The organism is Nonomuraea sp. SBT364, from assembly GCF_001083785.1.
GTDB lineage: Bacteria > Actinomycetota > Actinomycetes > Streptosporangiales > Streptosporangiaceae > Nonomuraea.
Map to the genome: position 1 here is coordinate 74,321 of NZ_LAVL01000007.1, position 16,903 is coordinate 91,223.

A 16,903-nucleotide genomic window follows, 5' to 3' on the forward strand; every position below is an offset into this window, starting at 1 on the left:
CGTCACGGGCGCGGCGGCCCTCCGGCGTCGAGCACACAGGTGGCGACCATGGACATCGAACCGAGGCTGACACTCCGCTGGGCCGACCGCGGGGCCTGCCGGAACAGCGATCCCGACCTGTTCTTCCCGCTCACCTGGGACGGCAGGCCCGCCCCGCACACCGCCATGGCCCGGCGGATCTGCATGAGCTGCCCGGTGCGCGTACCCTGCCTGACCTGGGCTGTCGAGACCGGTGAGCCGGAAGGCATGTGGGGCGGCACCACACCGGACGAGCGTCGCCGCATGCGCTCCAGGCGGCTCAAGAAGACCGGCTGACCTCCTGCATGTGGCGCCGTCCGTTTCCGGACGGCGCCACATTGTCGTGCCGGGGGTGCCCTAAGAGGCAAGGCTGATGGTGGCGGGGATGCCCTGTTTGGTCATCTTCGCGTACGGGCACAGCGCCGTCGCCTGAGCGAGCAGCGGGGCTGCCTGCTCGCTCTCGACTCCGGGCCAGGACACGACGAGATCGGCGTGCAGTTCATGACCGCCGTCAGCGGGATCACGGCCGAAGGCGACGGTCGCCTCCACCGTGATGTGTTCGGGGTCGAGGAGGTGCCGCCGGGCCGGCATGCTGAGGGCACCGTGGAAGCAGGCGGCGTATCCGGCGGCGAAGAGCTGCTCCGGGTTCGGACCCGGGTTGTCACCGCCCATCTCTTCGGGAAGCCGCAGTTCCAAGGAGAGCATGCCGTCGGTGGAGCGAGCTTGGCCGGAGGCCCGGCCGTGAGCGAAGCCGCCACCGGCCACGGCGACGCGCGTGGTGTAGAGCGGCTTGAACGCCTCGTGCTGTTTGCTGTTCACCGGTGTTTCCTTCAAAAGACCCGGATGACCGCCACAGGGCAGGTGGCGTGGCTCAGGACCGCCTGGCTGACCGAACCCTGCAGAAGTGCGCGGAGCCCATGACGCTGGTGCGAGCCGACCACGAGCAGGGACGCCCCGGAAGCGGGGCGCGCCAGCGCCTTGCCCGGGCGGCCGGTCAGCCTCTCCTGGCCGACCGTGACCGACGGGAAGCGCTCACGCCACGTCCCCAGGTCGTGTTCGGGCACGGCCGGCCCGCCGCCGGCATGCGCCAGCGTCAGGGCATTCGTGGTCCGCGAGGCATGAGCGAAGGCGAACGCGAGCAGCGCCTCGCTCTCGTCATGGTCGGCGACACCCACCACGACGGGCCCCTTCGGCGTGACATGCCCGCGCACGACCACGACCGGGCAGGCGGCCTCAGCCCTGAGCCTGGCACCGACCGAGCTCAGCAGCAGGCTTCCGACCTCGCCGAGGCCGTGACTGCCCACAACGAGCAGCCCCGCCTGACGGGACCGGCTCAGCAGCGCGTTGACCGGCACGGCCTCAGGCAGACCGGTGGTCACCTCGATACCGGGCGCGACCACACGCGCACGCGTCACGGCCGTGTTCAGGATGCGTTCGGCGTCGTGCCGGAGACCGCCCTCAGGCGGGCCTCCCGGCGCAGGGCCGAGAGGCACCCCGAGCAGCGGCCAGACGAAGGCATGGAGGATCTCCAGCGGCCGACTCCGGCGTTCTGCCTCGGCGGCGGCCCACTCCACGGCCCGCAGGCCGTTCTCGGAGTCGTCCACACCTACGACTACAGCGCTCATCGATGTTCCTATCTCGTTTGCCGCCGGTTATTCGACGAGCTTTCCCGTGGCCGAGACCTCGCGCATGAGCGCGGCGATCTCGGCCGGAATCGGAGGGAGGGTCTCCCGCCGTACCGATCCGGGACCGGACCACACAAGGTTGACCTGCAGCTCGGGGTCGGGCTCCGGATAGTCGGAGCGGTTGTGGCAGCCACGGGTCTCGCGGCGTTCGAGCGCGGCCTCGATCGTCGCGCGGCCGTCCTCGTCACGCACCACTCCGGCGTGTTCCGTCATGAGGTCGCGGAGGCTCGCTGTAGCGCCCGCACGTTCTCCGGGCCGTCGGCGGCGAGAAGTCCGTCCACCTCCGAACGTGCGTCGCCGACCGCCTCGGCCGAGCGGCGCTGCGCATCCAGCCCCGCGGAGTAGCCGGCCGCTGCCTGTCCCACGATCCGGCCGAGAACGAGCAGTTCGATGAGGGAGTTGCCGCCCAGGCGGTTGGCGCCGTGCAGGCCGCTGGCCGCCTCCCCGATCGCGTACAGGCCATCGACGCCCGTGCCGTGGTCCTCGGGCCGCACCCAGACCCCGCCCATCGAGTAGTGGGCGGTCGGCGCGATCTCGATCGGCTCCTTGGTGATGTCGAGCATCTGCAGTTCCAGAAGCGTCTGGTAGACGTGCGGCAGGTGCGACACGTCCAGCCAGACGCCGCCGTTGGCGGTTCCCCGGCCCTGTTTGATCTCCGTGTACAGGGTGCCGGCCGCGTTCTCGGGTGCGATCAGGCCGGAGGGGGGAAACTGCACCAGTTCGGGGTCCCGGATGCGGCAACCAGCGAGTACGGCGAGACGGAAAGGAGTCTTCGGTGTTCTCGTCTCTCCGGGAGGAGGTACGCCGCCAGATCCGGGTGTGGCCTCCGGCGGCGAGGATCACCGCGTCGGCATGGATGACGTAGCGGCTGCCATCGGTCAGGTCGAACCCGTACGCGCCGAAGACCGCGTTGTCCCGGGTGAGGATGCGCGTGATGTACACGGTGTCGAACTCGATGGCGGCTCGCAGGCCGGCTCCTCCCGTGCCGATGACCAGGACGGACGTGGCAATCCGATGCTCCGTGGAATGCATGGCGCTCCTTGACCCGTTCGAAGAAGGCCCTCATGAACAAGACAGAACGGCACGGCGAGGTGTGACACGCCCGGTGTCCTCGGTCACCCAGGACCGGCATGGCGTGCCGCCGTCCTGGCCGCGATGGCCGTCGGCCAGATCGCGACGGCGACCAGCAGAACGCAGCTCGCCGAGATCACCGCGACCACGCCGGCCACACCGATCCAGGGCGTCGCGAGCGGCAGCGCCAGGACGACGACGCAGCCCACAACCGCCCTGGGCGGGATGACGGGCCTCGCGAGGACCAGCGCGTGCGTCACCTGCAGCAGGACGAGATATGCGCAGACCGGGATGGCGACCGCGTAGCCGAGCGCCACGGGCGATGCCACGACCTCCTGCCCGCTCTGTTCCACCGCCACTTCGAGTCCGGCGCCGAGGGCGGCCAGGGCGGCGAAGACGCCGTAGTGGCCGTATCCCCACAGGTACGACCGATGGCGGCGATCGCTGAGCCCCTCACCCGCCTGCACCAGGAAGTACAGCCACCACAGCGCGAACAGCAGAACGAGGCCGGAGCCGGCGATGACGACGAGGGTGCCGCTGATCCCGCCGGCTCCGAGCGCCCCTTCCACTCCCCTGCTCGCCGCCAGCACGCTTTCACCGAGCAAGATGATCGTGAACAGGCCATAGCGCTCGGCGATGTGGTGCGGGTGCCACGTGGTGGGCCGCACCCGTTCCGCCCACCGCGGCACGGCGAGCTCCAGGACAACCAAGCAGACGAAGATCGGCAGCCCTGACGAAGCGGGCAGCCCGCCCTTCTCCACCAGGAAGAACCGGAGGATCCACGCCAGTTGCAGGACCGCGATGCCGCCGGCGTAGCGCAGCGCGGTGCGCCGGCTCGCCCGATCCTCGACTGCGGCCCGCAGCCATTGGACGACGAGCCCCGCCCTCATGATGAGGTAGCCCAGCGTGACGATGCCGAAATCAGCCTCGCCGGCCGCGGCGGGCACGCCGGCGGCCAGCACCAGCACCCCGGCCATCTGCAGCATGGTCAGCAGCCGATAGGCGACGTCGTCGGTGTCGTAGGACGAGGCGAACCAGGTGAAGTTCATCCACGCCCACCAGATCGCGAAGAACACCTGCAGGAACGGGAGCAGCCCGGCCAGGCCATGACCGTCCGCGAGGTCGTGCGCGAACCGCGCGGTGACGGCGGCGACCGCGACCACGAACGTGAGGTCGAACAGGAGCTCCAGCTGGCTCGCAGCGCGGTGCGGCTCGTCAACGGGGCGAGCGCTCATCCTGACCCTGATGCGGATGGCGGTGTTAGCTGGTGGCAAGGTCGCCCTCCTGTCGCTCCGTGAATCTGTCTCGCTAGCAAGACAGGACAGCGCTCCGTTCTGTGACAAGAGATACGAGCAAGGGCTCAGGCGGTGGCCTCGTGCAGGAAGCTGCTCTCATCGGCCGGATCGCTCGAGGAGAGCCGGCCGAACGGGCGGCGTATCTGCTCAGGCCCTGCCACCTCCACCCGGCCGTTCAGCGGTGACCCCACCCCGCCCCGGCCGACCGCCTGAGCGACATCGTCACCACCGTGGCCCTGTCGGCGATGCTGTGGGAAGGCGAAGAACGCCACACCCTCAGGTTCACAGCTGTGACCGGTGAACGATGCCGCTGCCGGGCTGGTAGCCCGGCCTCTGCGATCTTGTCGTGCAGGCCCTTGAGCGCGGCAACGTAGATTTCCGAGAAGGTGGGGAACGGTTGGATGGTGTCGCGCAGCACTTCCAGCGGGATCCGGGCGCGGATCGCAACGGTCGCCTGCTGTAGCCACTCGCCCGCCTCGGGGCCAAGAGCGTAGGCACCGGTGAGCACACGGCCGTCGCTGAACAGCGCGAGGAATCCGTTGGATTCCTCGAAGGCTCGGGTGTACGTGGCGGTCTTCGCCACCTCGGAGAGAGGAACGGTGGCGCTGAACCGTGCCTCGACGTCGCCGACCGATGCGGCCTGCGGGTCGGTGTAGACGACGCGGGGCACAGCCGTGTAGTCCGCCTCGCGGTGTGTGCCGAGAATGTTGTCCGCGACGACCTCGCCCTGGTATTTGCCGACGTGGGTCAGCATCCAAATGCCGGTGGCGTCGCCGACGACCCAAAGCTTCTCGGCGGCGCGCAGCCGCCGATCGACCGGGATGCCATGGCCGTCGGCGCTTACGCCGACCGTCTCCAGGCCGATGTCGTGCACGCGTGGGCGCCGCCCGGCGGCGACGAGCAGCTTGTCGCCGCGCAACTCTTGACCGTCGTCGAGCGTGAGGACGTAGTCCTCGCCGTCGTGCCGGGCACCGGTGACCTGCGGGCCGAGCACGATCTCGACCCCGTCGCGGCGGAGGACCTCGCCGAGCGCCTCGCCCAGTGATGCGGGCTCGCGCGGCAGGACATGCCGGCTCCGCGCGGTCAGGACCACCTCGCCGCCCAGACGCCGTACCGCCTGGGCCATCTCCACACCTACGGCACCGCCGCCAAGTACGAGAAGCCGCTGCGGCACCGCCTTCATGCCGGTCGCCTCACGACTGGTCCAGACGCCCGGCAGTTCCCGCAGGCCCGGGACGGGTGGAATGATCGGTGACGCGCCGGTGGCGATGACGATGTGCTCGGCGGTGTGGCGAGCACCGTTCACCTCCACGACACCCGGCCCGGCGAGCCGGCCGGTGCCACGCAGCAGATCGATGCCCTTGGCGGCCAGCCACCGCTGCTGGCCCGCGTCGGAGTAGTCGGACACCATGAAGTCCCGCCAGGCCAGGGCTCGCTCGGCGTCGACCTCGGCGGTGGCGGCCGCCTCCCGCGCTCCGTGGACCGCCTCGCCCGGACGCAACAGCGTCTTGGACGGGATGCAGGCCCAGTAGGAGCATTCCCCGCCGACCAGTTCCCGTTCCACGAGCGCGACGCGCAACCCTCCGTCGGCCAGGGCGCCGACACAATGCTCTCCAGGCGATCCGCCACCGATCACGATGACGTCGTAGTCGCTGCTCATCTGTTTGTCTCCTGCTCGTTTCGATAGGGGGCGTGCGCCGCTGCCGGGTGTTCATGGCCGCGCCGGCATCGGCCTTCGAGATCGCGCTCGGGTATGCGCGGCTACCATGTTGGGTCGCCGGCACGGGTCAGCATCTCGTCGACGGCGGCCCGTCGCTCCCGTGTGACGATGTAGCCGATCGCGTCCGTGATGTCCGCCGGCCGCAGCGCTTCAATCCCGGCGATCTGCCAGGCGGGCGGCGTCCCTCGGGGCGATACCGCTGCTGGCGCCGGTGAGGGCGACGGCTCCGTCCAACGGCTGTTCGGACATGTCTGCGCACTGGGCGATCTTCCCCAGGAGAAACGTCCAGTGGCCAGCGAAGGCCATGCGCGTGGCCCTGTTCGTGAGACCGCCGACACCATCGCCCAGCGCCCTGGCCAGTGAGCCGACCTTCATCGTCACCCCGCACCATGCTCGGTTGCACTCCATACCAACGACCGGATGGGGCGACGAAAATGTGACAGACACGTACCGATAGTGCGAATGCCGGGATCACCCAGGGCTGCTGGACTTAGCGAACACGCGGCGGACGTGGGTGTGCGACCCCTCGCGCACGAAGTCCGGGCAGGGGCGCAGCAGAGATGCCGCAACTCGACGCCTACGCCGAGACCGGACGCCGCCGCGTCGCGCATGAACTAGCGGAGGCCGGCGTCTCTGACGCGACGGTGATCACAGACTCGCTGATGGCGACATGTCCCTGCTGCCCCTTGGACCGGCGGAGCGCTGCAACGCCGGCCGCGTGCCCCGGCCAGTGTTACAGCTCTCGCGAACACTTGGCGCGGATGTTCTCGATGCTTCTTACGTGCCAGGGGCAGGCAGTGCCGGTATGCGGCGAGGGTGCCGGGTCACGCATGGCGGACATACCACCGACATACCGCCCATCCCTAAAGTGGCCGTTCGTCCGTACCGAATCACCCCAGACGAAAGGGCGTCATGCGAGTGACAGGCATACTTCGGAAGACCGCGATCTTCGGAGCTCTGGGGGTGGCTTTGTCGATCATGCCCACGGCCGGCGCCTCGGCCTCGGCGACCTCCGCCTCGGGGCAGCGGGAGCTCAATGACAGCTGCGTGGAGTGGGACGACTACAAGGGGCAGGTCAGGGTCTTCTACACGCCGAACGGCTACGCCGACGTCGTCGACGAGATCAAGTACTGGCTGGGCACCGAGAACAACAGGGCCCTTGGCAAGAAGAGCAACGTGAGGCTGAGGATCCGCGAGTCCCTGGCCGATCGGCCCGACAAGACGCTGTGGGAGTGGAATTCCGGAGACAACGTCAAGCCGGGCTGGCACAAGCAGAAGACCTGGCGGCAGGTGGATTACAAGAAGAGGTGGCACGTCGACGCCAAGTTCGTCTTCGATGTCGGCGGCGTCGACCCGAAGTGCACCGCCACCACCGGTAAGGCCTGACGCCACGTGACGGGTGTGCCGCGGGCGGCGCGGCACACTCTCCCAGGAGCGGAATCTGTGATGTCCCGAGCCGTGCTCGCCCTGCTGGTGTTCGTGACCGGCTGCAGCGCCGCGACCGCTCAGCCGGAGCCCGACGCGCGGCCGCCGGCGATCGTGGCCGTGTCCGCGGAGGGTGTCGTGGTGGCCGACAACCGGGCCGAGGCGTTCTACGGTCTGGACCGGTCGGGCAGGGAGCTCTGGCGAGACCCCGCCGCGTACGCCGGGGGCGCCGACGTGATCTGCCAGGCACGCTGTCCCAACCCGGTGTTCTCCGGCTCAGCGGAGGCACCGGACCCCGAGCCGCGTTCCCTATCGGGCGTGTTCGCGCGATCTGACGCCCGGATCAGGCGAGTGCTGACAGCACGCGATGCCTCGGACGCCGTGATCGTCGAGAGCGACGGCTCGGAAACGGGCAGCCTGCGCCTGATCCGGCCCTCGGGCAAGGACGTGCGCATCCCACTGAACGGCGCCTTTTCCTGGGCGGAGGACGCGTCCAGGACCACCGCGGTCGCGACCTCAGGCAAGCAGGCGCTGTGGTTCCGGCACGACCGGCGGGGTTGGCGCAAGGTGGCCGGCAACACGTTCGACGAACCGGTCAGGTCGCTCTGCGCATCGGGCGCCATCTCGGTGGTCAAGGGCGAGCGCGCCTATGTGCTGACCGGCTCGGGCAAGCCGGTACCGATCATCACGAGCCTCCCGGTCGTCGCTGGATGCGCCGCCGGGACGCAGGGCCTCGTCGTGTACGCCCACTGGCGCGACGAAGGCGGCAGGCGGTTCACCGGCATCAGCGGCGTCGACTCCCTCGGCAAGCAGACGTGGTCACGCGAGATAGCCGACGAGGCGCAGATCCGTGCCCATCCGTCCGGCACAACCTTCGTGATCACGTACGGCGGTGCGGCCGAGGTGATCGACCCGGCCGGCCGTACGGTGGCCAGACACTCGGGCACCGCCTCGGCCGCCTATACCGCGGACGGTGAGCTGGCCCTCCTGACCACCGAAGGAAAGCTGCGCTGGCTGGCCCATTAGGCGGTCGCGCGCGAAACTCGTGGCCACGTCGATGGTCGTCCCGCGAAGCGCCCCCGGTACACCTATACCAACGGTTACCTCATTTGCGCCACCCATCGACTGCAGATCACCCGGGAGCCATCTATTTCCGGGATTGCCCGTCGAAGTTACGCTCTCGCCCTGCGGCCCCTCAGCCTTTCGATCAGGAGCTGCGACCTCATCCGCAGGGGCAACATAATAGGAAACATGCCCGCGCCTGCCCCTGCTCGAACAATACAAATCCTGCTGCACGCCCAGGGCGGGCTGGCCATCGCTGGCGGCCTCCTCCTGGGGTTCGCCGGCCTCATCGTGACTCCAGGGCCCGAAGCAGTCGAGTGGGCTCGCTGGCTCATTATTGTGATTTCACTCACGGGATTCGCGGTGGGGGCGTCCGCCATCTATCTTGCGATCAAATGGCCGACACGAAGAAAATGGATATGGCGTAGCACGGTAGCCTTCGAAACTGTCAGCGTCGCACCAACCGTGACAGTCGCCCTGCTCGAGAATGATGGGACCGCCATGGGCGGGATTTCCGTACCGATCATCGTACTGACGCTGCTGATGATGCCGTCTACCCGGCGATGGTTCAGCCACTCCGAACGCATTCAGGACCACCGAGACCGGCAGTTCCCCGAGATCCGCCATCGGACAGGTGAGCTCGAGGAGAGGGAGGCGGGTACGGCGTGATGACCGGCCGTGCTCCTTCGCCCGGCCTGTCCACCGTCACACCGTCGGCGTGGGATCTGGCGCTGTCTCGCCTCCTCTGAGCGCACCACCGCTTCAGTCCCCGCTGGTCGCCTGCGGTGACCTACGGGCCCGGCGCACCCTGCCGAACCAGGCCGGGACGTCGCGCTCGTCGTCGAAGCCCCGCGCGACCACGATGTCGGTGGAGGAGTGCAGCAGGATCGAGGCCACGATGGTGACGGCGACCAGCTGGAAGACCTGCTGGGAGGCGGCGATGCCGGAGCTGAGCACGATGAGCGCGTACACCACGGAGGCGAAGCCCTTGGGCCCGAACCAGGCGACCGCGGCCTGCTCGCGCACCGACAGCCCCGATCCGAGGAAGGACAGCCAGATGGCCGCCGGGCGGGCCAGCACCAGCGCCAGGATCGCGAACACCCAGCCCTGCCAGCCGACCGAGCCGAGCAGCGCCGGGGTGATCAGGACGCCGAACACCAGCAGCGCACCCAGCTTGAACAGCTCGGCGATGAGCTCGCCGAAGTGCTCGAACGAGGCGCGCTGCCGCTCGCCGAAGGTGGCCACCGTGATGCCGGCGGCGAACGCGGCCAGGAACAGGTTGCCGTGGGTGGCCTTCCCCAGGGCCAGCACCAGCAGTCCGATCGCCAGCGCGTTGAGCGGTTCGTACTGGGTGGAGGCGGAGAACCAGCGTGTCTGTTCCAGCTTGATGGCCAGCCACGGCACCGCCACCCCGATCACGATGCCCAGGCCGAGCTCCAGCCCCAGCTCGCCGAGATGCAGGTCGCTCGATCCGGCGGCGATGGCGAGGAAGACCATGACGAAGGGCAGTGCGAGCCCGTCGTTGACGCCGGATTCCACGTTCAGCAACTGCCGCAGCCGGGGCGGCACCTTCTCGTTGCCGACCAGCGCGGCGGCGAACACCGGGTCTGTCGGCGCCAGGATCGCGCCGACCAGCAGCGACTCGATCCAGCCCAGGCCGATCAGGTAGTGCGCGCCGAGTGCCGTGATCACCAGAGTGAGCGGCAGCCCCCAGCCCAGCGCCCGGCCCGGCAGCCGCCACGCGCTGCGCAGCTCGGCCCAGCCCACCCGCATGCCGTCGGTGAACAGCACCGCGAACAGCGCCAGCTCCGCCAGCGTCCCGACCAGCTCGTCGTCCGGGCGCAGCGAGAGCACGCCCAGCACGCCATCACCCAGGACGAACCCGGCCACCAGGAACAACGCGGCCGTCGACAGGATCGTCCGGTGCGCCAGGCTCGACAACAGCACCGCGAGCAGCAGCAGGCCCGCGAAAGCGGTGAGCAGGGTGATCATCGTGTCCTCTTCCGGGGGGTGGTCCGTACTGCTGACCGCTTCCAGCCGCCCGAGGCGAGGCCGCGGCTCAGCTGTGCGCAGGCGGTGGGAGGACGGCGGGCAGCGCCGCTTCCACGGTGTCGAAAATCGGTAGATAAGCGTGCAGCCCGGTAATCAGCAGCCATCGTGCGACCACCGGGCTGGGCGCTGCGAAGGCCATCGCCGTGCCTTGCCGCTGCGCCTGTTGGAAGGCTCCGACGAGAGCGGAGATTCCGGAGGAATCGATGAAGGCCAGCTTCGCCAGATCGACCAGTACGGGCAACGGCGTATCGGCCGCCAGGTGTGCTTCGAGCCATGATCGCCATGCGGCGACGCTCTTCCAGGCCAGTTCCCCCACGGGCCGGACGACGATGACGCCGTGCTCTTCGGCTGTACTCAGGGTGAATGCGTCGTCGGTCATCCCGTCTCCTCCGGATGTTCACGTCAGGCACCGCCGCCGCGGGTGCGGCACGCGCAAGCCAGGTCGGCCTCCGGCACAGGGCTTCCCCGGATGATCGCGGGCAATGGTAGGAGCAGTGCGCATGACGGGGCCTCATTCACTGGTCGACGACATCACTTGCCGACCAGGCTTCCCGGCACACCTGCAAGGAACCTATCAAGGACGCCCGCAGCGCGCTTGCCCGCATGCTGAACAGATGTTTAGCATGCTGTTCATGCGTTCAGAAAGTGATGTGACCGGGCGGGCCCGGATCCGGAACGCGGCGCTGGAGTTGTTCGGCGCCGAGGGGGTCAACCGGGTGAGTGTGCGCGCCATCGCGGCCCGCGCGGGCGTGTCGGCCGCGCTGGTGCTGCACCATTTCGGGTCCAAGGAGGGCCTGCGCAAGGCGTGTGACGCGTACGTGGTCGAGCAGGTGCGCGGCGGCCCCGAGGCTGATCTGGACGACGTCAGCGGGCTGGCCGCGATGCTGGAGGCGGGCTCGGCGGTGCGGCTGTATCTGGGGCGCGCCTTCCTGGACGGCACCCCGGAGGCGGCGGCGCTGTTCGACGACATCGTCGAGGCGACCGAGCGCTGGCTGGAGGACGGCGTGCGGGCGGGCTGGGTGCACCCGAGCGACGACCCGCGCGCCCGCGCCGCCGTCTACGTGACGTGGCTGCTGGCGCCGCTGACGTTCGGCGAGCACCTGGCGCGGGTGCTGCCGGCGGGCGACCTGCCCGAGACCGACCGGACCCTGCGCTCCTCCCGGGCCGGTATCGAGATCTTCACCCGCGGCCTGTTCGCCGACGACCGCGTCCTGCACGCGTGGGACGCGGTCCGCAAGGAGCGAGGCTCACGGTGAAGGTGCTCGTCCTGACCCACGGCACGCGCGGCGACGTCCAGCCGTACGCCGCCCTCGCCCTGGCCCTGCGCCAGGCCGGGCACCAGCCGGTGCTGGCCGCTCCGGCGGCGATGGCCTCGCTGGCCGAACCGTACGGGCTGACGTTCGCGCCGCTGCACGACGGGCCGAACACGCTCGTCGACGACCCCGAGATCCGCGAAGCCATCGAGACGAACTACCGGGGCCTGCGCGGCAAGCGGGTCGCGCTGCGGGTCGTGCGACGGACCAAGCCGCTCATGGCCCGGGTGTTCGACGACCTGGCGAGCGCGGCGGAAGGCGGCGCCGACCTGGTGGTGCACGCGCCCGGCATGCCGGGCCAGCACTTCGCCGAACGGCTCGGCGTGCCGGCGGTGCCGGCGGCGTTGCAGCCGGTGTGGGTGCCGACCGGCGCCTTCCGCAACCCGATGCTCCCGCTGCCGCTGCCCAAGGCCCTGAACCGGGCGTCCTACCTGCCGATCAAACTGATGCTCCGCTCCTTCGGCGGCATCGCCGACAAGCTGCGCGCCGGACGACTCGACCTGCCACGCCGGCGCGGGCGGCACGACATCCTGCGCCGACCGGACGGCGGGCCGGCCACGGTGCTGCAGGCGTTCAGCGCTCACCTGCTGCCCGCCGGGCTGGACTATCCGGCGTGGGTGCACACCACCGGCTTCTGGTATCTGCCCGCCGCCCCCGGCTGGTCGCCGCCCCCGGAGCTGGCCGCGTTCCTGGACGCCGGAGATCCCCCTGTGTACGTGGGATTCGGCAGCATGGCGGGCACCGATCCGGCACGGGTCGGCCAACTGGTCGCCGAGGCGGTACGGCTGGCCGGAGTGCGGGCCGTGCTGGCAACCGGCTGGGGCGGGATGCAGACCGGCGCCCTGCCCGAGAACGTGTTCCTGCTGGAGCAGGCTCCGCACGACTGGCTGTTCCCGCGCATGGCCGCGGTCGTCCACCATGGAGGCAGCGGCACCACCGGCGCCGCGCTGGCCGCCGGCAAACCACAGGTCGTCTGCCCGTTCGTGGCCGACCAGCCGTTCTGGGCCGCCCGCGCGCACGCCGCCGGCGTCGCCCCCGAACCGCAGCCGCAACGCCGCATCACCGCCCACCGGCTGGCCGAAGCCATCCGCCGGGCGGTCACCGATCCGGCCATCGGCCGTGCCGCCGCCGAGACCGGCGAGCGTATCCGCACCGAGAACGGCGTTCACAAGGCGGTCATGACACTGGAGGGCTTGTCGTGAGCGTCGCTTGAGTCGTCCTGGCGCTCACGGCGGTGTCCGGCCCAGGCGATGGAACCAGCAGATCGGTGACCAGCCGGCCGCCCCATCGCCATCGCCATCGCGGGCAACATCTATACGACCGCGCCTGGCAGCCGCTGTGGATCCTGTCGCTCACCTTGTTCGTGGCGACGACGGTGGCCACGATCCGCGAGTTCCTCCCGACCCGGAAGCGCTCAGGCACCACCCTGATTCGCGGCTTCAGCGACCTGGGCGGCCCCGGGGCCGGCATGGCTGGGCCGGCTCGTACCGAACGGCTGAGTCCCGCGCGCCGCGCCCCAGGGGCCGGGGTCACGCTCGTGGCCGCCGGCCTGTGCGCGCTCCGCCGCCGGGATCTGGCCCTGTGACGTGTCTGGACAGGCCCGCCTCGGGCGAATATGTTTGCGGAAACGCAAACATTGTGAGCGTGCATGCATATGGAGGACGAAGCGGAGCGCAAGCGGCTGCTCGATGCGTTCAGGTCGCTGCGTTCGGGTCTGCCGGCCCTCGCCGCGGTGCGGGACGAGGACGGCGAGCTTCAGCTCCTGCACGCGGTGATGCTGCAGGTGCTCGCCCGCGGCGACGAACCGACGATCAAGGAGCTCGCCGTCGTCGTCAGGCGGTCGGTGTCGCAGACCAGCCGGCTGGTTGATCAGCTGGTGCGCCGCGGCCTCGCCGAACGCTACGAGGACGCGGCCGACCGGCGGGTGCGGCGGGTGCGGGTCACCGGCCGCGGCGCGGCGTCGCTGCGGCGGATGGATCAGATGCGGGTCGAGACGCAGCTGAGGTTGTGGGACCACCTCGAACCGGATGAGCGGCCCGTCGTGCTCCAGGCCATGGAGCTGCTGGCCAAGGCCGCCGAAAGGATGCGGCATGACGATCGTTGACCTCGGCCGGGCGCGCGCGGGCATGATCGGGCTGGTGGGCGGCAAGGCCGCCGGGCTCGGCGAAATGATCGGAGCGGGTGAACGCGTCCCGTCCGGCTTCTGCCTGACCGCCGAGTCCTACGCCTCCCGGCATCTGCCCGAGAAGGAACTGATCGACGCCTACGAGCGGCTCGGCGGGGGGCGGGTGGCCGTCCGTTCCAGCGCGACGGCCGAGGACCTGCCGGACGCCAGCTTCGCCGGCCAGCAGGACACCTACCTCAACGTGGAAGGCGCCGGCCCGCTCCTCGACGCGGTGCGCAGGTGCTGGGACTCCCTGCACTCCGAACGGGCCGTGGCCTACCGCGCCGCCGCGGGCATCACCGACGCCGCCATGGCGGTGGTGATCCAGCGCATGGTCGACCCCGCCGTCGCGGGCGTCCTGTTCACCGCGAACCCGATCACCGGCTGCCGCACGGAGATGGTCGTCGACGCCGCTCGCGGCCTGGGCACCGCCGTCGTCGACGGGACCGTCGTCCCCGACCACCACGTTCTCGGCCACCGCACGCCCGTGCGGGACGGCGGCGAGTGTCTCGGCCGCGAGCAACTCGAGGAGCTGCGGAAGGCCGGGCTGCGGCTGCAGGCGCACTTCGGCTCGCCCCAGGATGTCGAGTGGGCGATCGACGCGGACGGCACGCTGTGGCTGCTGCAGTCGCGGCCCGTCACGACCCTGTTCCCGGCCCCGCCGGACACCGGTGACATGCGCCTCTACCTGGAGTTCGGTCACATCCAGGGGATGCTCAGGCCGGCCACGCCGATGGGGGTGTCCTTGCTGAAGGTGGGGTCGGGGACGTGGTTCGCGGCCGCCGGCGCACGCGTCGACCCGCGCGATCCGTTGCCCCGGCTGGTGCCCATCGGCGGGCGGCTCTACTTCGACCTGACCGATTTCGTGCGCAACGAGGCCATGCGCGGGCGGCTCGGAGCGTCCCTGAAGGTGTACGGGCCGCGGGTGCAGAGCGCCGTCGAGCGGATGCTGGACGATCCACGGTTCGCGCCGCGGCCCGGCCTGCCGTTCCGCCTCGGCACCGCGGCGAGGATGACGGCGCGATTGGCGCCCGGCGCGCTCGCCGGCCTCGTGGGCAGCCTGGCGAGGCCGGATCTGGCCCGGGCCAGGGCCTTTCGCGCGGTGCACGAGATCAGGCGCCGGACCATACCTCCGGCCGAGCAGGCGACGGCGGCGGAGCGGCTCCGCTGGGTGATCGAGGACTCCCACCGGACGGCCACGGGCCCCGCCATGACGACGCTGATGGGGCCGCTGATGGCCGGGATACTCGCCGGGATCGTGCCGTCCGGGCTGCTGGAGGGCATCGCCACGCCGGAGGAGCTGGACATCGTCCTGGGCGGGATGCCGCACAACGTGACCACGGAGATGGACCTCGCGCTCTGGCAGGTCGCGGAGCGGGCGCGCGTACACCGTGAGCTGTTCCTCGGCACCCCGCCGCAGGAGCTCGCCGAGCGCTATCGCGCGGGCGAGCTGCCGGACATCGGAATGTCCGGCTTCCTCGGCAGGTACGGCATGCGCGCCGCCGCCGAGATCGACGCCGGCATGCCGCGCTGGGAGGAGGACCCGGCTCCCCTGTTCGCCACGGTCGCCAACTACCTGCGCGTGGACGACCCCGAGCAGGCGCCCGACCGGCGGTTCGCGCAGGCCGCCGAGAGGGCGGAGAAGATGATCGCGACGCTGTCGCGGCGGGCGCGGCGGGCCAGGCCGGTACGCGGCCGGATCGCGGCCTTCCTGATGCGGCGATCCCGTAAGCTCACCGGACTGCGGGAGATCGCGAAGTTCGCCTGGCTACCCGCGATCCAGGCAGGGCGCCGGCAGCTCCTGCTGATCGGGGACGATCTGGTCGCGCGCGGGCTGCTGGAGCGGGCGGACGACATCATGTTCCTCGACCTGTTCGAGGCCGGGGACGCCGTGCGCGACGGAGCCGACCATCGGGAGCTGATCGCGACGCGCCGCGCCGAGTACGAGCGGGAGCTGCGACGGCCCAGCGTGCCGGGCGCCTTGCTGTCGGACGGGACCGACGTGGAAGCACTCGCCCCTCAGGGCCCGGTGGAGGACGGCGTACTGGTCGGGATGGCGGGAGCCGCCGGACGGGCCAGCGGCAGGGCGCGGGTGATCCGCGACCCGGCCGGCGCGTACATCGAACCGGGCGAGATCCTCGTGGCGCCGACCACCGACCCCGGCTGGACCCCGCTGTTCATGACGACGGCGGGCCTGGTCACAGAGACGGGCTCGCCGATGGCGCACGGCCCCACCGTCGCCCGCGAGTACGGCATCCCGGCCGTCATCTGCGTCCGCAACGCCACCCACGAGATCAAGACCGGTCAGCTGATCACGATCGACGGCGCCGCGGGGACCGTCACCATCGACGACCCGGCCGGAGCTGCCCCCTGACGCACACGCCCGTCGCCCTATGGCGGATCGGGCGGTGCCCGCCGGATGGGTGCGCACCGGTGCGGAGGCCGGCGCTGACGTGCGCCTATCGGCGGCAGGCCGCCAAGGCGACGAGGATGACCTCGACCAGCCGGTCGTGGGCGTACGGGTCGGCGAAGTCACCGTCGGCCGTGAGGGTTTGCGGGCGCGCGTATGTGAGTCCGACCAGGCAGTCAAGGGCCAGATCGGTGTCCAGGTCGGCGGGCAGTTCGCCGCGCTGGATCGCGCGGTGCAGCATGGCGGTGCCGGCGGCGCGGCGGGGCTCGCGGAGGGCGGCGTAGAAGGTCTGGGCGAGCTGTGGGTTGCGGATGGCTTCGGCGCCGAGGTCGGCGATGATGCGGGTGGTGCGCAGGTCGCTCCTGAGCGCGGCGGCGTCCCCGACGTAACTGCTGACGTCGTCGCGCAGGTTGCCGGTGTCGGGAACGGGGACGGCGTGCCATGCCAGGTTGCCGACGATCTGCTGGACCATGACCTCCTTGGATGCCCAGCGCCGATAGAGGGCGGCCTTGCCGACGCCGGCCCGCCGGGCGACCGCTTCCATGGACATCCGGGCGTAGCCGGTGTCGGCGAGCTCGTCGAGGACTGCCGTGGTGATCACGTCGGTGACGTGTTCGCGCAGGAGCGCCGCTCCCGCCACTCGACGCCCGTGGGTCGCGGCCATGGCGACACCTTACTACGGAACGGA

The 16,903-nt window shown here is 70.4% G+C and carries 19 protein-coding genes; 9 read left to right on the forward strand and 10 right to left on the reverse strand.

What is annotated here, in order from left to right; all coding sequences use genetic code 11:
* The first annotated feature begins 48 nt into the window (after positions 1-48).
* Positions 49-315: a WhiB family transcriptional regulator gene (locus tag ADY59_RS05765; RefSeq protein ID WP_049558712.1), complete on the forward strand. Its 267-nt coding sequence runs from the start codon at positions 49-51 to the stop codon at positions 313-315.
* Positions 316-375: 60 nt separating this feature from the next.
* Here the strand turns inward: ADY59_RS05765 and ADY59_RS05770 are convergent, their stop codons facing one another.
* The 7 genes from ADY59_RS05770 to ADY59_RS05795 all read right to left on the reverse strand — a co-directional run bounded on the left by ADY59_RS05770 (position 376) and on the right by ADY59_RS05795 (position 6,170).
* Positions 376-837 carry an Ohr family peroxiredoxin gene (locus tag ADY59_RS05770; protein ID WP_197093455.1) on the reverse strand — a complete coding sequence of 154 codons (462 nt, stop codon included), beginning with the start codon at positions 835-837 and terminating at the stop codon, positions 376-378.
* A gap of 11 nt (positions 838-848) precedes the next feature.
* Entirely contained in the window at positions 849-1,643 is a 795-nt protein-coding gene (locus ADY59_RS05775) for a universal stress protein (protein ID WP_049558609.1), read from the reverse strand.
* Between the two features lie 27 nt (positions 1,644-1,670).
* Complete coding sequence (locus ADY59_RS51085) at positions 1,671-1,916, reverse strand: hypothetical protein (protein WP_197093456.1); 246 nt, start codon at positions 1,914-1,916, stop codon at positions 1,671-1,673.
* Positions 1,913-2,419 (reverse strand): FAD-binding protein, encoded by a 507-nt coding sequence (locus ADY59_RS51090; RefSeq protein ID WP_053174471.1) that lies wholly within the window; start codon positions 2,417-2,419, stop codon positions 1,913-1,915. The genes ADY59_RS51085 and ADY59_RS51090 overlap by 4 nt, the downstream gene beginning before the upstream one ends.
* A 399-nt stretch (positions 2,420-2,818) precedes the next feature.
* Entirely contained in the window at positions 2,819-4,009 is a 1,191-nt protein-coding gene (locus ADY59_RS05785) for a low temperature requirement protein A (RefSeq protein ID WP_049558611.1), read from the reverse strand.
* Positions 4,010-4,244: 235 nt separating this feature from the next.
* On the reverse strand, positions 4,245-5,729 hold the full coding sequence (locus ADY59_RS05790; protein ID WP_082309886.1) for a dihydrolipoyl dehydrogenase family protein: 1,485 nt from the start codon (positions 5,727-5,729) through the stop codon (positions 4,245-4,247).
* Positions 5,730-5,939: 210 nt separating this feature from the next.
* Positions 5,940-6,170 carry a hypothetical protein gene (locus ADY59_RS05795; RefSeq protein WP_049558614.1) on the reverse strand — a complete coding sequence of 77 codons (231 nt, stop codon included), beginning with the start codon at positions 6,168-6,170 and terminating at the stop codon, positions 5,940-5,942.
* A gap of 582 nt (positions 6,171-6,752) precedes the next feature.
* Here ADY59_RS05795 and ADY59_RS05800 point away from each other — a divergent pair.
* The 3 genes from ADY59_RS05800 (at position 6,753) to ADY59_RS49650 (ending at position 8,945) form a co-directional block, all read left to right on the forward strand.
* Complete coding sequence (locus tag ADY59_RS05800; RefSeq protein WP_156325318.1) at positions 6,753-7,175, forward strand: hypothetical protein; 423 nt, start codon at positions 6,753-6,755, stop codon at positions 7,173-7,175.
* 72 nt (positions 7,176-7,247) lie between these two features.
* A complete protein-coding gene (locus tag ADY59_RS05805) occupies positions 7,248-8,240 on the forward strand; it encodes a hypothetical protein (RefSeq protein ID WP_156325319.1) in 993 nt (330 codons plus the stop codon).
* Between the two features lie 225 nt (positions 8,241-8,465).
* Entirely contained in the window at positions 8,466-8,945 is a 480-nt protein-coding gene (locus tag ADY59_RS49650; RefSeq protein ID WP_156325320.1) for a hypothetical protein, read from the forward strand.
* 93 nt (positions 8,946-9,038) lie between these two features.
* Here ADY59_RS49650 and ADY59_RS05810 read toward each other — a convergent pair whose 3' ends face one another.
* Both ADY59_RS05810 and ADY59_RS05815 read right to left on the reverse strand, forming a co-directional pair.
* A complete protein-coding gene (locus ADY59_RS05810; RefSeq protein ID WP_082309887.1) occupies positions 9,039-10,268 on the reverse strand; it encodes a cation:proton antiporter in 1,230 nt (409 codons plus the stop codon).
* 67 nt (positions 10,269-10,335) lie between these two features.
* On the reverse strand, positions 10,336-10,707 hold the full coding sequence (locus ADY59_RS05815; protein ID WP_049558619.1) for an anti-sigma factor antagonist: 372 nt from the start codon (positions 10,705-10,707) through the stop codon (positions 10,336-10,338).
* A gap of 253 nt (positions 10,708-10,960) precedes the next feature.
* On the opposite strand from ADY59_RS05815, the gene ADY59_RS05820 reads away from it, so the two are divergent.
* From ADY59_RS05820 to ADY59_RS05840, 5 genes are all read left to right on the forward strand, one after another.
* Entirely contained in the window at positions 10,961-11,584 is a 624-nt protein-coding gene (locus ADY59_RS05820) for a TetR/AcrR family transcriptional regulator (RefSeq protein WP_049558718.1), read from the forward strand.
* Positions 11,581-12,843, forward strand: coding sequence for a glycosyltransferase (locus tag ADY59_RS05825; protein ID WP_082309888.1), 1,263 nt, complete (start codon positions 11,581-11,583; stop codon positions 12,841-12,843). The genes ADY59_RS05820 and ADY59_RS05825 overlap by 4 nt, the downstream gene beginning before the upstream one ends.
* Positions 12,844-12,908: 65 nt before the next feature.
* Positions 12,909-13,226 carry a hypothetical protein gene (locus tag ADY59_RS05830; RefSeq protein WP_049558622.1) on the forward strand — a complete coding sequence of 106 codons (318 nt, stop codon included), beginning with the start codon at positions 12,909-12,911 and terminating at the stop codon, positions 13,224-13,226.
* A 69-nt stretch (positions 13,227-13,295) separates the two neighbouring features.
* Positions 13,296-13,745 carry a MarR family winged helix-turn-helix transcriptional regulator gene (locus tag ADY59_RS05835; protein ID WP_049558625.1) on the forward strand — a complete coding sequence of 150 codons (450 nt, stop codon included), beginning with the start codon at positions 13,296-13,298 and terminating at the stop codon, positions 13,743-13,745.
* Positions 13,732-16,179, forward strand: a complete 2,448-nt coding sequence (locus ADY59_RS05840) for a PEP/pyruvate-binding domain-containing protein (RefSeq protein ID WP_049558627.1) — start codon at positions 13,732-13,734, stop codon at positions 16,177-16,179. Before ADY59_RS05835 ends, ADY59_RS05840 begins: the two co-directional genes overlap by 14 nt.
* An 85-nt stretch (positions 16,180-16,264) precedes the next feature.
* Here ADY59_RS05840 and ADY59_RS05845 read toward each other — a convergent pair whose 3' ends face one another.
* A complete protein-coding gene (locus ADY59_RS05845; protein ID WP_063780569.1) occupies positions 16,265-16,879 on the reverse strand; it encodes a TetR/AcrR family transcriptional regulator in 615 nt (204 codons plus the stop codon).
* Positions 16,880-16,903 lie beyond the last annotated feature (24 nt).